Annotated in this window: 15 protein-coding genes; 11 read left to right on the top strand and 4 right to left on the bottom strand. The window is 34.1% G+C overall.

All coding sequences use genetic code 11. The annotated features are described in order from the left end of the window. The 7 genes from PLA12_07780 to PLA12_07810 form a co-directional block, all read left to right on the top strand. The coding region (locus PLA12_07780) for a hypothetical protein (protein ID HOQ32397.1) at positions 1 to 443 on the top strand (443 nt) is incomplete at its 5' end. Between the two features lie 583 nt (positions 444 to 1026). Next, entirely contained in the window at positions 1027 to 2649 is a 1623-nt protein-coding gene (locus tag PLA12_07785; GenBank protein ID HOQ32398.1) for a hypothetical protein, read from the top strand. Between the two features lie 32 nt (positions 2650 to 2681). Continuing rightward, a complete protein-coding gene (locus tag PLA12_07790; GenBank protein ID HOQ32399.1) occupies positions 2682 to 3941 on the top strand; it encodes a hypothetical protein in 1260 nt (419 codons plus the stop codon). Between the two features lie 693 nt (positions 3942 to 4634). Next, a complete protein-coding gene (locus PLA12_07795; protein HOQ32400.1) occupies positions 4635 to 4757 on the top strand; it encodes a hypothetical protein in 123 nt (40 codons plus the stop codon). 75 nt (positions 4758 to 4832) lie between these two features. Continuing rightward, positions 4833 to 5948 (top strand): cellulase family glycosylhydrolase, encoded by a 1116-nt coding sequence (locus PLA12_07800; GenBank protein HOQ32401.1) that lies wholly within the window; start codon positions 4833 to 4835, stop codon positions 5946 to 5948. 166 nt (positions 5949 to 6114) lie between these two features. Continuing rightward, positions 6115 to 7176, top strand: coding sequence for an NAD-dependent epimerase/dehydratase family protein (locus PLA12_07805; protein HOQ32402.1), 1062 nt, complete (start codon positions 6115 to 6117; stop codon positions 7174 to 7176). Then, a complete protein-coding gene (locus PLA12_07810; GenBank protein HOQ32403.1) occupies positions 7154 to 7951 on the top strand; it encodes a glycosyltransferase family 2 protein in 798 nt (265 codons plus the stop codon). The genes PLA12_07805 and PLA12_07810 overlap by 23 nt, the downstream gene beginning before the upstream one ends. A 14-nt stretch (positions 7952 to 7965) precedes the next feature. Here PLA12_07810 and nagB read toward each other — a convergent pair whose 3' ends face one another. Beyond that, the gene (gene nagB / locus PLA12_07815) at positions 7966 to 8766 is read right to left on the bottom strand and encodes a glucosamine-6-phosphate deaminase (protein ID HOQ32404.1); all 801 of its coding nucleotides are present in this window, start codon (positions 8764 to 8766) and stop codon (positions 7966 to 7968) included. A gap of 45 nt (positions 8767 to 8811) precedes the next feature. On the opposite strand from nagB, the gene PLA12_07820 reads away from it, so the two are divergent. After that, the gene (locus PLA12_07820) at positions 8812 to 9459 is read left to right on the top strand and encodes a hemolysin III family protein (protein HOQ32405.1); all 648 of its coding nucleotides are present in this window, start codon (positions 8812 to 8814) and stop codon (positions 9457 to 9459) included. A gap of 28 nt (positions 9460 to 9487) precedes the next feature. Here the strand turns inward: PLA12_07820 and PLA12_07825 are convergent, their stop codons facing one another. The 3 genes from PLA12_07825 to PLA12_07835 are packed head-to-tail and all read right to left on the bottom strand — an operon-like array spanning position 9488 to position 12289. Continuing rightward, complete coding sequence (locus PLA12_07825; protein HOQ32406.1) at positions 9488 to 10678, bottom strand: amino acid aminotransferase; 1191 nt, start codon at positions 10676 to 10678, stop codon at positions 9488 to 9490. 43 nt (positions 10679 to 10721) lie between these two features. Beyond that, a complete protein-coding gene (locus PLA12_07830; GenBank protein ID HOQ32407.1) occupies positions 10722 to 11243 on the bottom strand; it encodes a peptidylprolyl isomerase in 522 nt (173 codons plus the stop codon). A gap of 23 nt (positions 11244 to 11266) precedes the next feature. Next, the gene (locus PLA12_07835) at positions 11267 to 12289 is read right to left on the bottom strand and encodes a type II secretion system F family protein (protein HOQ32408.1); all 1023 of its coding nucleotides are present in this window, start codon (positions 12287 to 12289) and stop codon (positions 11267 to 11269) included. A 165-nt stretch (positions 12290 to 12454) separates the two neighbouring features. Between PLA12_07835 and PLA12_07840 the strand changes: the two genes are divergently transcribed. From PLA12_07840 to PLA12_07850, 3 genes are all read left to right on the top strand, one after another. Continuing rightward, positions 12455 to 14632 (top strand): hypothetical protein, encoded by a 2178-nt coding sequence (locus tag PLA12_07840; protein ID HOQ32409.1) that lies wholly within the window; start codon positions 12455 to 12457, stop codon positions 14630 to 14632. Between the two features lie 218 nt (positions 14633 to 14850). Next, complete coding sequence (ispE, locus tag PLA12_07845; protein HOQ32410.1) at positions 14851 to 15729, top strand: 4-(cytidine 5'-diphospho)-2-C-methyl-D-erythritol kinase; 879 nt, start codon at positions 14851 to 14853, stop codon at positions 15727 to 15729. A 62-nt stretch (positions 15730 to 15791) separates the two neighbouring features. Continuing rightward, positions 15792 to 16059: hypothetical protein (locus tag PLA12_07850; protein ID HOQ32411.1), on the top strand; the 268-nt coding region annotated here is incomplete at its 3' end.

Genomic DNA, 16059 nt, shown 5'->3' on the forward strand with positions numbered 1-16059 from the left:
TAGAAATGGCAACGCTTGAATTGGAACAGCCTATTAGTAAAGAGGAATTGGAACAAATTGCAAATGACCCTACTCAGGTAGATTACAAGTTTAGGTCAGCAAGATATCTGTTGCGAGAATTATCTGAAGGTAAGTCTTTCCCTACTTCTTATGACTATCCTGTGCAGGTGTGGAATTTAGGAGGTATTCCGCATGTGGCTTTAGGTGGAGAGGTTGTTATAGATTATGTGAAATTCATTAAACAGATGTTTGGGAATAATGTAATTGTATTGGGATATTCGAACGATATGATGAGTTATATTCCTTCTGTGAGAGTCCTTCACGAAGGAGGGTATGAAGGCGGAGATTTCCAGATTGGATATGGTTTACCTGCAAAGTGGAAAGAATCTATTGAAGAACGAATTCTCTCGGCTGTAGAAAAACTCTGGTTGAAAGTGAAGTAATTAAACAATATCCCTGTCTCTGTATAAAAATAGAATGCCTATTATATCTATATACTCTTGTATATAATAGAAAATCGTAAAGTTGTTTTTTTATTGAGATTTTGGAATAAGCATCTAATCTCAAAAACTATAATACATAGGAAAGACTTTGCTATTGTGTTGGTTGACTTTTAGTAGTTCGATATATAAAAGAATATTCAGAATATACAGGGAAAAAATAGGAAATCAAGAAAGAGGGAACTATTTATAAAGAAATAACTTAATAATTTATAGAATTATAGATAAAAGAAGAAAGACAAAAGATGTGTTTGGGTATGTATTTATATTTATTTATTTTTGTGCGTTTTGTGGTGTTTGTATAAATCTTTTGAAAAAATTAGGGATTGTCTATATTTTTTAGTTTTTTACTCTATTATTGAAAAAATAAAGATGGTCTTGACAGAAAAACAAAATTATGCTATAAAAAATATAAAGAAAAGAGAACTTTTTTAAGTGTCAATATAGTAAAAAAATACAAGGTGAGACTTTCTTACTAATGAAAGTGAGATACAATATTTAACAATGTATACATGGAGAAAGATTTATGTCAAAATTGTCCTCTCGTATAATCGGGGTGATGATAATTTGTTGTTTTGAATTTTATACTTTCTCAGTGGAGAATAATTGTTTACAGGGATTTAATAATGAGCATCAAAAAGTATATAAAAATTTAATTGAGAGTTTGTCCTTGAACAATTTTTTTGATATAAATTCTGGAATATTGAAGACAAGGAAAGGAATAAAAAGTGTACTTATTCTGGATAGTGAATCACGGGGAATATTTAGAAGGAAATTGGAAGAACTAATACAGCAGAAATCGGACCAGAGTTTGGATTGTCTCATAGCAAAGTTTATATTAACTGAGTTAGATATTTTTGAATGGCGAAGCGATGAATTATATAAGCGGATATCGGAACTTTTGGAGATAGGGATACTACCTTCCCTGCCAGAATTATGTTCGTGGCGGGAAACCCTTTTTCAGGAGGCGGTAAAATATTTCATTAAGATTGGTAATTATGATTATGCCCGTAAATTAATAGCACTACAGATAAAAAAATTTCCAGATTCATCTATCCAAAAAGATGTGGAAGAACAATTACAACGATTAAATGTTTCACCAACACAATATTCACTAAGTCTGATTGATTCAACAGATATAAATAAAGAATATTCTCGACTTATTTATTACGACACTATTTTGCAACATATCAGAGATGAAGGATTAAAAACAGCCTTTATTGAAGAAATAAAGAAGTTTATTCATAAGAAAAAAACTAATGAGAATTTAGATATTTATAAGGAATTCGAATTTGCTCCAGAGGAATTAACCTTAGAATGGTACATCTCCATGGTTAAAAAAATTAAGGAGTCAAAGCGAGCCTTTTCAGAACCATTTGTTGTTGAAGAATTAGCAAAGGAATGGGACCAAGCAGATAAACAAGATGTATGGGATAGAATGCGATTGTTATATGGGTTTATACTGGATGTTTCTGATGATTATTTCCAAATTGTGATAAATCCAGAAATAGAAGAGCGTGTAGTTCGACTTCTTGTTGGGGAATGGCAAATATTAAATTGGGGATATGACCCGTTATATCGTAAAGAAGATGATAAAACAGGAAATTATGAGTTATTATGCAAATTATATGATAAAAGTTTAGAAGAATATGGGCGTGTCTGGAGGGATGAATGGGCATATCATTCCTCAATTGAATGTCCCGGTTTAGATAACGAAGGTGATGAGGAAAAGAATCTCTGTCGTTTTGCTTTTCTAACCTTTAATCCGAGATTGTTTGATTACTATTGCTGTGAGGCATGGAGAAGAGAACCTTATAATATGCTATTTCTTTCCTCTGCCGACCCAGAAAAAACTTTAAAATTGATTTTGTATGATTTTATACATTCCAAAGGGGATAAATCAGATGACGAAATACAGGCTTTATTAAAAAAGAGATTTCATGAAACATATAACATAGAAAAATTGGTTAAAATCTTACAGGTGATTTGTAAAACAAGTCCAGAATTAGCCACTCAATATCGAAGTGAAATAATTGAATTCTTCGATGCAAATAAGAAGCAGGACTGTATCCCGTCATTGGGATTAGATAATAAAACTCAAGATGTAGAGAATACAGATATTAGTCAGGAAAAGAAAGATGACAAATAACAAACCTTAAAAAAGGACATTCAGAGGGAAAAATGAACAAGAAAAACTTATTCAAGAAATTTGTGCCATTTATAATGGTATTTGCGATTTTAGATTCCTCGATTGACGCCTATGATACGATGATAGAAATAGGTTATTGGAAAAAAGTAAGCCAGCATATAAGGCAAGGATCTATTCAAAAAATAGAAGATAAGAAAGTAATTGAACAACTCATAGATGAAGCAAACAAAATTTATGAGAAATCAAAATCCTTCGATTTAACCATGTTCTTTTTGATGGAGAATATTGGGAAATGCTTATCATCCGTTCAAGTATCATTAAACTGGGACCCTGTAAAATTAGCAGTATATGCGACCCCTGAATTAGGAAGGGCTGTGTTAGAACTTTTTGAAAAAAACTACCTGAATTATTCAACGGATAAAAAGTCCGATTTATATCAGAAGATACTTAACAAACAGATGGAAAGAGGTCTTAAATTATCATCTGATACAAAAAACAATCAATCTGAAGAACTAAATGAGTTTAAACTTTGTGAGGAATTGTTTGAAGGAGAGGAGATAGATTTATGTAAAGAAAAAGTTTCTTACGGGTATTATAGGTATTTTTTTCCTGAATATTGTGTTTTCGTAATGGAATTTTATGACTATTTATGGTACATGGGTTGGCATGGACCGATAAGAAGTGGGATTTGCCTCCAGGATTATGACCTTGCTCATATTGCCCTTGTTTCTCCAGATAAATTCATTGATGATGTAAACCGCAGCCAATTAGAAGACATAGGAAATGCTAATGAAGAAAATATCTTTTTAGCTAAAGTCCCATGTTATATATCCAGAAGTCATGGTGAAAAGTTTTTGCTTTCCCGAGTTTTCCATGCCTATGACTATTTGCTAGAACTTAATCCACAGGTAGTTGAAAAGAGAAAAGAAGATATAAAGAAAGGTGTATTGAAACATGTTATAAAGTTTATTGCTGCAAGCGATAAATTTTATTCGACATATCCCTGGCGTAAAAATAAGGGGGGATATTATCTGCTATATGAGTTTCTTAATGCCGATTTGAAATATCGTGAACAGCTCCTGAATTTATATGAGAAATTAGGGACAAAAGAGGATATTTCAAATCTAAATAAATTAAAGGAAAATTTTTTAGATCTACCGGTTTGGGATGAACAAGATGCCTATGGAAAAAGTTTGAGAAATACCTGCATATTTATGCAAGACCAATTTAAACAAAAAGTAGACCAACTTATTGAAAAAATAAATGCAACAGATAACACCATACAGAGATAAATAAGTCCCGTAAACACTTATTGTCCAAACAAAAAAAGACTAATTGGTAAATAGTAAGGAAGATCGGAGGAGTGGAGGAATTGTGTGAATATATAACGAAGGAACGGGAGATGATGTGTAAAAATCTAAATTTTTTCAATCCCCTCTTTATTTATTAGCATAATGTAAACCGTTAAATACAGAATTTCTATTTAAGTTTTCATACATAGAGGTTGTTTTTGTTTTTATTCGTTACAAAAAAGAAATATATAACTATGATGAATTTTAGAGAATATCTCTGTAAATTGTAGATTTTGAGAGATTATGGTTATAAAATCGCTATGGTATGAATTTTGCAAATAAAAAAATGACAATTAAATTATTTGCAATTAGAGAATAAATAATGAGAAATCATATATTTTTTGAATTTTAATTTAAAAATATTATTTGAGTTTTATATAATTGTTTTGTATAATAAGTAACGATTGGTGGTTTTGTTTGTAATGTTTACAAAAATATATAACTCCAATGTGCGGGGTTATATTGGTTATAACAAATAACAACACGAAAGGAGTAAGTGATGATTTTAGCAGACATCATCAACATCATTGTCAGTGTATTTGTAAAGTATTTGGCTGGTTGGCTTACCGAACAGATATTAGCGCTTTTCGGCATAACAACAGCCTAAACAACTAACTGAAGGAGGGTAAAAGTATGGATTTTAATTTAATATTAAAAGACATCATTGTTAAAGTGGTTGATTATTTAGTAGGCTTTGTAAGCAAAATCATAACGGATTTCTTTTCTGCATTAACAGGAAAAGAGCCAGTAGATTAATTAATTGAAAAGTTTATAAATAGCACATGGTGAAAAAAATCGCCGTGTGCTATTTTAAATTTTAAAGGGATTTTTATGAAGCGAAGGGCTTTTTTAGGTAAAACGTTTTCTACTTTTCCTTTATATCATATATTTAAATCTTTTTCTTTAGGAGAGGTAGATAATCAAAAAGATAAAGGGATTAATGAGAAATCCGTAGATGATGGAAAAAATATATGGGGCCAATTTTTTGGATTTAATTTGTTAAATTATTTTATGGTTTATGGGAAGAAGCCCTTTCAAGAAGAAGAATTTGCTCTTATTCATCGTTTGGGTTTTAATTTTGTGCGATTGCCTATGGATTATCGGTGTTGGACTGATGAAAAGTCCTTATATCAGATACGGGAAGAAGATTTAAAAGAGATAGACAAAGCCGTTGAATTTGGTAAAAAATATAACATTCATGTTTGTTTGAATTTTCATCGTGCTCCGGGATGGACTGTAGCCAAACCTGATGAAGCAATGAATTTGTGGTTAGATGAAGAGGCTCAAAAAATCTGTTGTTATCACTGGCAAACTTTTGCGAAACGATATAAAGATATTGAACCAATGCAATTGAGTTTTAATCTTTTGAATGAGCCTGGAAATATATCAGCAGAAAAACATAAGAATGTTATAAGCAAATTAGTAGATGCTATTCATAGTGTAGATGAAAAAAGACCTATTCATTGTGATGGAAGGTTATGGGGTGCTATGCCTCCTGATGAATTATCTGATTTAGGTATTATTGCGGATTTACACATGTATCGTCCCTTCCCCATTACTCATTACAAAGCCTCATGGGCAGGGCAATGGGATAATGTCCCAGTTCCTGACTATCCGTATAAGGAGGGAGATTTTGTATGGGATAAGGAAGGGATTCGGGAGAAAGTAATTAATCCTTGGAAAAAACTCGAAGATAAAGGGGTTCCTGTGTTTGTCGGGGAATTCGGAGCATTTAATCAAACACCACATAAGGCTGTAATGGGCTGGTTGGAGGATACATTGAGTTTATTCCATGAAGTAGGATGGGGTTGGTCCATGTGGAATTTTAAAGGACCTTTTGGTCCGATTGATTCGGATAGAATGGATGTTGAGTATGAGGAATGGGAAGGGAATAAAGTTGACAGGCAAATGTTAACATTACTTCAAAAGTTTATACCCCAAAAGTAGTTTTTTGATAGGAATTTTGTGTTACTCTTATTTTGTTTATTTTTAATAATTTATACAAGCCTGTCAGATTTTTATCTTTTACATAAATATCTTCTATAATATGAAAACTTTTATTGTGTCTATTAATCAGTGTATAGAATAGAAAGAAGACGGATAAGGAAGTAAAATGAGTGTAGCCATAATAACGGGTTCGGGTGGTTTAATAGGTTCTGCATCGGTTCGGCGTTTTGCTAAAGAGAATTTTACGATTGTTGGAATTGATAATGATTTTCGTTCGTATTTTTTTGGTGAGGAAGCAAGTACCCGCTGGTCGGTGGAAAAACTGAAGGAAGAATTTCACAATTACCGTCATTATAATGTAGATATTCGTGACTATAATGAATTAGAAAAGATTTTTAATGAATATCAGAAAGATATTTCTATCGTTATACATACGGCAGCACAGCCCAGCCATGATTGGGCGGCAAAAGAACCGTTCACTGATTTTGGAGTCAATGCCTTAGGAACATTAAATTTGCTGGAATTAACCCGAAAATATGCCATTGATGCGGTATTTATTTTCACTTCTACTAATAAAGTGTATGGAGACCTTCCTAATTTTTTGCCTTTAATAGAACAGGAGACACGATGGGAAGTAGAACCGAGCCACCCCTGGGCAAGGTATGGAATTGATGAAACGATGAGTATTGACCAGAGCCAGCATTCCATTTTTGGAGCGTCAAAGGTTTCTGCGGATGTTATGACGCAAGAATATGGCAGATATTTTGGAATGAAAACGACGATATTCCGTGGGGGATGTCTAACAGGTCCTCAACATGCAGGGGCAGAATTACATGGATTTCTTGCTTACTTGATGAAGTGTGTAATGACGGGTAGAGAATATCGGATATATGGGTACAAAGGGAAGCAAGTCCGAGATAATATTCATGCAAATGACCTTGTAGAATGTTTTTGGGAGGTGTATAAATCTCCTCGTATCGCAGAGGTTTACAATATTGGAGGGAGTAGGCATAGTAATTGTTCTTTGCTGGAAGCGATAAAGATGAGCGAAGAAATTACCGGGAAGAAAATGAATTATGTATATATAGACCAGCCACGAAGAGGCGACCATATCTGGTGGATTAGCGATGTGAGGAAGTTTCAAAATCATTATCCGCAATGGAAATATAAATATGATATACAAAAAATATTAGAGGAGATTTATTATGGCCTCAAAGGCCGATTATGATTTGTGTCCGATAACGAAAAATACGCTTTTATACTCTATTGTTATTCCCGCACATAACGAAGAAAAGAATATATTACCGACAGTGGAAGAATTAGTTCAAGAATTGCGGATGGAGGGTATTCCTTTTGAAATTGTGATTGTGAATGATAATAGTACGGACAATACCCTTCAGGTAATAAAAGAAATGAGTAAACAATATCCTGAAATTGTCCCTGTAGATAATCCTTTACCTGGTGGTTTAGGCCGTGCAATTCGTAGTGGATTAAAAAATGTTAAAGGGGATGTAATTGCGATTGTGATGGCAGACCGTTCCGATGACCCCAAGGATATTGTCCGTTGCTATCGTAAAATTGAAGAAGGATATGATTGTGTATTTGGTTCTCGTTTTCGAAAAGAAAGCGTAGTTACACATTATCCCCAAGTGAAATTAATTGCCAACCGAATTGTTAATAAATTTTTACAAATACTTTTTTTAACTCGGTTTAATGATTTAACCAATGCGTTTAAGGTATATCGCCGTCATGTGATAGAAAGTATCAGTCCCTTACAATCAGCCCACTTCAATATAACTATAGAGATGTCGTTATCTGCACTTATTCGTAAATATAAGATTGCAGAAATTCCAATTTCATGGTATGGAAGGACATGGGGGCAATCTAAATTAAAACTTCGAGAAATGGGCAGAAGATACTTATGCACCATGTTAATGATTTGGTTTGAGCGGTTGCTAATTCTGGACGATATTATGAAGGAAAAAGACCATCCTTCACGATAAAGATTTTTTACTTGCTATTTTTTCATTTTTTGCCGAAATAATTCCCACTCGGGTTCATTTTCAAAAATCCAGCGATAATATTCTTTCTGTTTTAAATCTGTTGCGGCTTCTTCATCTGCTACAAATATACAATTAGGATGTAATTGTAGGGCTGTGGCAGAAATCATGGCGGTAAACGGCCCTTCGACTGATTCAGCAAGTATTTTGCTCTTGTGCTTTCCTGTTACCAGTGCTATGCACTCATTGGCTTCAAGAATAGTACCTACTCCCATAGTTATAGCTCTTTTGGGCATTTCCTCCGGATTGGGGAATAGATGTTTGTTCTGTTCAATGGTTATGGGCGATAACGCCTTTTCACGAGTTCTTGAAAACATAGAAGATAAAGGTTCATTGAAACCTATATGCCCGGACTCTCCGATACTCAATAGTTGTAAATCTATACCTCCAAAATCCTTTATCTTTTCCTTATATTCTTTGCATTCTTTTGCTATATCTTTAGCCATGCCGTTAGGAATATGGGTATTCCGTAAGTCAATATTTATATGGCGAAAAAATGTGTTATACATAAAGTAATGATACGAACCGGGATGTTCCGAGGATATTCCTATGTATTCATCTAAATTAAAAGTTACTGCGAGTGAGAAGTCAAGGTTTTCCTGCTTATGCATTTCTACTAATCGTTGATATAAAGGGACCATAGTTCTGCCGGTGGCAAGTCCAAGGACTAAATGTGGCTTTTTTCTCAGTCTTTCTGCGATAATATAACTAACGAGTTCGACAGCGTCTTTTGAAGTTGGTTGGACAATAACTTGCATAAACAAACTTCCTTATCATTGAAAGTATTAAAATAGGTATAAATCATGAAAAAAGTATATACAACTACTGAAGAAGTATTCTACGCCCTTACTCATGGACTTGCCGCGGGGTTAAGTGTAGCAGGTTTTGTGGTGATGTTAATATTGGCAATTCAGAAAGAAGAACCGTGGACCCTTGCTGGTGTTATGACTTTTGGTATTGCTTTAATTCTGTTATATTTAAGTTCTACCTTATATCATTCTTTCCCACAGGGGAAAATAAAGAGATTCTTTCAATTTATGGACCATGCCTGTATTTATGTGTTGATTGCGGGGACATATACCCCATTTTTATTAGTGTATATGCGGGGACCGTGGGGTTGGTCTCTTTTTGCCTCCCTCTGGATACTTACCTTATTGGGATTTGTATTTAAGATTTTCTTCATCGGCAAGTGGAACCGTTTGGCTACTTTTATTTACATACTTATGGGCTGGATAGCTATAATTGCCATAAAACCTGCAATTCAAATGATACCTACCGGTGCTTTGTTGCTTATGCTTATTGGTGGAATCCTATATACAGGAGGAACCTTTTTCTACTTGTGGGAACGATTACCTTTTCATCATGTAATATGGCACTTATTTGTTATGGGCGGAAGTCTAATCCATTTTTTATGTGTATATTTGTATATACTTGCCCAAAACGCTTCCTGAGATTATCGCTGTTATAATTTTCCCTTTCTTACAAGACTTTGCTGATGGCTTCGGCTAAACGGTCTATATTATTTGTTGTAATCCCGGCGACATTAATTCTTCCAGAATTGACGATATATATAGAGAATTCTTCTCTCAATCGAAGAACCTGTTCCTTTGTTAAACCGGAGAAGGAAAACATTCCTTTTTGTTTCTCAATAAAACTAAAATCTTGAGTAACACCTTTTTCTTTTAGTTTTTCAACAAATAATTTTCGCATACTTTTAATTCGAGAACACATTTCCTGAACTTCATTTTCCCATTCCTTGCGGAGTTCTTCGGAATTTAAGATGGTGTGGACGATATAAGCACCATGAGCAGGCGGATTGGAGTAATTGGTGCGAACGACTATTTTCATCTGGCTGAGAACCTTCTGGCAGGTTTCACTATTACCACAAACACCAATCAATGCACCACATCGTTCGTTGTATAAACCAAAATTTTTAGAAAAAGAACTGCAAATAAAGACTTCGGGAACTTTATCAACAATAATCCTTACTCCTTTTGCATCTTCTTCCAAACCATCTCCTAATCCTTGATAGGCGAAGTCAATCAGGGGAAGTATTCCTCTTGCTTTAATTACATTGGCAACGGTATCCCACTGTTCTTCACTTAAATCAATTCCTGTGGGGTTATGACAACATCCATGTAATAAAACAATATCCCCTTCGGGAATAGATTCCAATGTGGAAAGCATTTTGTTCCAATCAAGAGCGTGAGTTTCTGCCTTGTAGTAAGGATAAGTTGCCGTTTCAAATCCCGCTAATTGAAATATTTTCGCATGATTTTCCCAGGTTGGATTACTTATCCATATTTTTTTGATTCCAATATTCGTTTTGATTAAGTCTGCAAAAACTCGTAAAGCAGATGTTCCTCCTACGGTCTGAACCGTAGCTACTCTTTTATCCAATATACAGGGGTTATGTTTTCCCAATACAAGGTACTGGACTTGTTCGCAAAATTCGGGAGACCCAGAAATGGGAAGATAACTTTTTGTTTGTTCTTTTTCTAATAAAATTTTTTCGGCTTTTTTTACTGTGTTAAAAATAGGAGTTTTATTGGAGTTATCTTTGTAAACCCCCACACCTAAATTTATTTTTTCAGGATTACTATCTTTTAAAAATGCTTCGGTTAATCCCAGAATAGGGTCGGGAGGAGCCATTTCAAATCTTTCTAACATACTTTTCCCTTTCTTTTATTAATTTTATATTTACTATTTTTTACTATTTATTTCCTTCGACACTTTTGCGAGCTTTTTCATCTAATTCCAATTCATAGCGGTCTACTTCTGTTAAGTGCCTGTCCGTTACGATGATGATATGGAAACCGTATTTGGTTTCAATTATATCGCTTAATTGTCCAATAGGTGCAGACCAGACATAATTTTCGAAGGCAGGTTCAAAAGAATTTCGTCCATAATAACCCAAATCCCCTCCTCGTCTTGCACTTGCCGGGTCATTTGAGTATTCTTTTGCAAGTTTTTCAAAGGATTCACCCTGAGCAATACGCTGTTTTAGTTCTGTTATCAATTCTAAAGCCCTTTGACGGTCAGCTGGGTCATTAGGAGAAAATTTAATGAGAATATGTTTAGCACGGACATAGGAAGTTTTGGGTTTAATATGTCCTGCCATCCAAATAATAGCAACCATGATAACAAAAAGAAGAATAATCCCACCCCAAATATATTTGGTCCAATCTTTAGGCTCTTCTGGGGGAAGGTCATCTTTATAAATCATCTCATCCATACTTTATCCTGATTCCTTATCTTTTATATGCCTAGCTGCTTGAACATGTTTCCATAAAGTTGAGCGTAAAAACTTATTACGATAAACCCGATTATGACACCGACAGCCAATAAGATTAATATACTAAAGATTTTGCTTGCAACTTTAAGAGCCTGCTGTGCGTCCAATAAAAAGTATTCCGACACTTTTTGCAATGTTTCATCAAGTTTTCCCGATTGTTCTCCTATAGCTATCATTTCCTGACCTAATCGTCCTATCCAGGGAAGTGTTTTAAATGATTTTTCAAGATTACTTCCCTTTCGAATAAGGTGAACCACGGTGAATATATCTTTCTGATAATTAGAGGATGGTAAAAGTTCGGAGGATTGTAATAAGGCTTCTGTAATGGGAATGCCACTGGAATAAAGTAATGACAATGATTTAAAAAATCGGGCTAATGAGAATTTATGAATTATAAAGCTGAATGGATAAATATATCTGAATATCCCATATAAAATGGACTGAACACTTTTTAAGTTTTTCAAAAATATAAATGCAGTTGTCAGGACTATAAAAACGATAATTACTTTTACTTGAAACGAAATATAGGAAGAGAAATATATATTTAATGAAAAGGTCTTTTCTAATCCGATATGACGAACAATTCCTAATGCAAAACTACCTAAAAACCAGCCTAACACCAATTGAGTTATCGGGTATATTAAGGAAGCAATTGTGGAGCGTTTCATTTTCCACAAGTCTTCGTAATAGGAACTTAAATCTCTTAAAATAGAATCCAACCTACCGGATTTTTCGCCAGCAGACACAAGTTGCACAAACAAATCAGGAAATACTTCAGCCTTTTGTAATGCTTCACTGAGTGTTGCCCCATTAATGAGGTTATCTGCGCAATGATATAAAATCGTTTTTACTTTTCGGGATGGAAAGTTGTCGCCGACAATTTGCAATGCCTGAATAATAGGGATACCTCCTTCATAGGCAGATGCAAGTTGTCTACATAGAATTGACATTGTTTTATAATTTAATATAAACTTTCCAAAACTCATATAAACAAGTTCCCATAAAATTAAACCCTATTTTAACATAACAGGGATGCTTGTTACTTATTATAGGTAGTCAGGAATAAGATGTATATTTGAATAGTTGTAAGTATTTGTTTCGTTAATTGTATTAGTTTATCAAAAAATCCACATAACTGAGGTATTATGTTTATGAAAAAGAGAACTCAAAGTTGCCTTATTTTTATCATTCTTTTAACTTTTGTTGTTTTACTTTCCATTGATGGTTGGTCAGCAACAAAAAAGAAAAAAAAGGTTGAGGATGAAGTGCCTCAGCCTCGTTCCTCTCCATGGGTTTTACGGCACCGATATACTTTTTCATGGGAAGATATGGGAATTGATTTTGATGAGATGAATGGAGATTGGCACATCTTTAATACCGTTCCTGATAATTATTCGGAGATGACAGTGATTGAAGGTTATGGGCCTTCAATACAGTTAAAAACAGGTGAAGAAATTTCTGCGGAGTCTCTGGGCAATGCGTTTACAGATAGGGTAGCTGTGGATAGTGTATTTGGACCTGCAACGCATTTTACTGCAATATTCCCGGTAAAAAACAATATTTTAATCCAACAACGAGCCACCAGTTTTAAACAATGCAGTTTTGTCCTTTTTACTACGCTTATAACCAATAATGGAACGAGTCCTGTAACTATTTCAAAAATTAAGCCTTTTGTGTTCCCGCCCGTTGCAGGATTAATTACACGGGTTCCTAATGAAAAAGTGCGAAGACCTGTGGCGAATGTTAACGGGTATTGGACTTATGTTTCAGAAGAAGAATCCCAAATATTAGAACTCACTACGAATAAAGGGCAGAAAATCGTCTTTGCTGTTTGTCCTCAGGGAAAATCCCATTCCAGAATAGTTACAGAAGGGGAAGGTGATAACTGGACAGGTGCAGTAGAATGTGAATATTTGCCTTCCTTAACGATTGCACCCGGGGAAACACTGGAAAGCGACCCGGTGCTTATCTCTTTCAGTAATGATGCATATAAACTTCACACTACTTTTGTATGGGCGATTTCCTCCCTTTCTCCAACCTATTCTAAAATGGTAATCGAGAAGCCTATTCGAGGTTGGATTTCCGTTGACCCTGAAAAGGCAAGTCTGGGAAATTTATCAAAAATTGCTGGTTTTTCGAGTAATGTTGGTATAAATGCGGTGTGTATACCTAACGGATGGGAGCAACCATTGGGGTCCTTAAAGGGGAATGCGAAAAACTTATCAAAAGATATGAAATCGGTAATTGAACAATTAAAAAATCATGGTTCGTTAAAAGTGGGATTATCTTTAAATCCGTGGGCTGTTCCCGCTGGAACTGAGTTTGCAGTACCTGTATCCGAAGAATATGCCTTTGTAAAGTTTAATACCCCCAATGGGTTAGAAATTGCAAAGAAACGGTGGGAGAAAATTTTGTCGTGGAATCCCGATTTTATCGTTTGTGATATTTCTATACCGGAGGCAGTTTTAGAACAGATTAATGCAACTTATACAGGAGCAATATTTCAAGGGTTAAAAGAACTTTCTGACTATTTCAAAAATATTCCTGTATATCCAAAGTTTTCTGACACAGTTATTAATACCGAGCAAGAGTTATCTCAATTCTGTGCGATTAGCGGAACATTGGCAGGCTTTAATACAGGAATTGCTCCTGTAAAAGTAAACAATCAGTTAGTAAATACTCAAAACTTTCTTTCAAATACTTTCCTTCAATCATTCCCGGGACCTGTAGTATGGTTAGGAGATTTTAATAATTCAGATATTGCAAAAAAAATGCTTCAATTAACTCTTAAAACAAAGGTAATGTTTTCACCTTTTGATGCGAATAAAAAAGAGCCATCGGTCTGGTATTATCGGAGTTATGCTACCCAAGATAGTTTTAATAATTCACTTGTTTATGTTTCAAAAAATGCAGAACCTTTTTCTGCATCATTCCTAAAAAGTATAAATAACGAAGCAATCTTCTGGGATTATGCTAAGGAGAAGTTTATAGAAGACAGTGAAACTATTCAAAGTAATCCAGAAGAAAAGTTTATTGGTTTAATGGTTAAAACAGATACGCCATCAGTAGTGGGAGTAAAAACGGCAAGCCAATGTGGAATGGAATTTATCAGTTCTACCCGTTGGGCGAATGAAGAAAAGAAATTAGAGGTTTTATTTAAAGAGACCATGACATCCCCCGCTACTTTATATATCTATAAACCCGAGTCCTATAAAATAAATAAAGTTTTGATTGATGGTAAACCCCTTAAAAGTGTAAAACTATCCGATAATATAATTCTCATTTCTTTTAAAACCACACCTGAAAAAGTTGAATTGATTGTAGATTGATGTTTAAATGTCTTTTTGTTTGTAATAAAATATTACAAACAGAAAATTTTGACTAAATACAGAAAAGGGGTTTTGTGATATACACCCGTTGGCAAAGACAAGCAACAAACACAGTTCGATTATTTGAAATATTTAAAGTTTTTGCAAAGTATAGGTTCTTGCTATTTATCTGATAATTTCTATATTGTTTTCAAAAAGTTGTATAGGTGGTTTTATTTATGCGTGCCTTGATGAAGATAAAAACAAACGCAAAGATAAATCTTTATCTGGATGTTATTGATAAATATCCCGATGGCTTTCATAAAATCGAATCAATTTTCCAAACAGTAACTTTATCGGATAACCTTACTTTTTATGAAATACAAAAAGGCATTTGCATTACCTCAAACGATGTGTCCTTGCCTATGGATGAAAAAAATATTGTTTATAAAACAATAAAAAAAATAAAAGATATCGCAAAAATAGACAAAGGAATTCATGTCTATATTAATAAAAATATTCCTATATGTGCAGGATTAGGTGGAGGGTCTGCTAATTCCGCAGGTACTTTGTATGCGATAAATAAATTATGGGATTTAGGGTTAAGGGAGGATAAATTGATAGATATAGCCAAAGGATTGGGTTCTGATGTCCCTTATTTTCTTATAGGAGGAACACAGGCAGTTACCGGAAAAGGGGAGAAATTATCCGCATTAATTCCAATTTCTGATATATGGGTCGTCTTAATTCATCCTCCGTTATCCCTTTCTACTGCAAAAGTTTATCAACATCCTGCATTAAAAATTCGACCTTCTCATAGAAGTGCAAATAAATATAGTTTAAGGTTTAAGAAAGTAATATATGAATTGCAAAAAAGTAATTGGGGAAAAGTCATATATAATCGTTTAGAATTACCTGCTTTTTGTATTTATCCTGAATTATATGAATTAAAATTAAAAATAAAAAAAATGGGTTTTCCATATGTCGGAATGACAGGTAGTGGGTCAACTTTTTTTGTTATTGTAGAGTCTAAAAAACAAGGTAAAGAGTTAATTCAGAAACTAAATTGGAAGACACATCTTGTAAAAACAACCTCAATGGCTATAAAGGAATTATAAATTTATTGAACAAATTAACCTATTTAAAGGATATAATTAGAAACAAATATAGAAAGAATCATATGAATAAAGAAAGAAAAATATATAAGAATGTTTTTTTTGTATTTTTGATGCTTATCTCATTGTGGGTATTTTTTCAGCAAGAGTTGTTTGCTGATAAAATTGCAGTAAATAATGAAGGGACAACAGAAGGAATAATGGAAGGAGAGGGCGCAACAGAAGGGGAAGGAATTTTAGAAGGTAGTATAGAAGGGATAACAGAAGGAGAAGGCACAGTAGAAGGGGAAGGGATTTTAGAGGGAATACCCGAAGGTATAATAGAAGGAGCAC

Origin of the sequence: Candidatus Hydrogenedens sp., assembly GCA_035378955.1 — a bacterium.
In the GTDB taxonomy this organism is placed as follows: Bacteria; Hydrogenedentota; Hydrogenedentia; order Hydrogenedentales; family Hydrogenedentaceae; genus Hydrogenedens.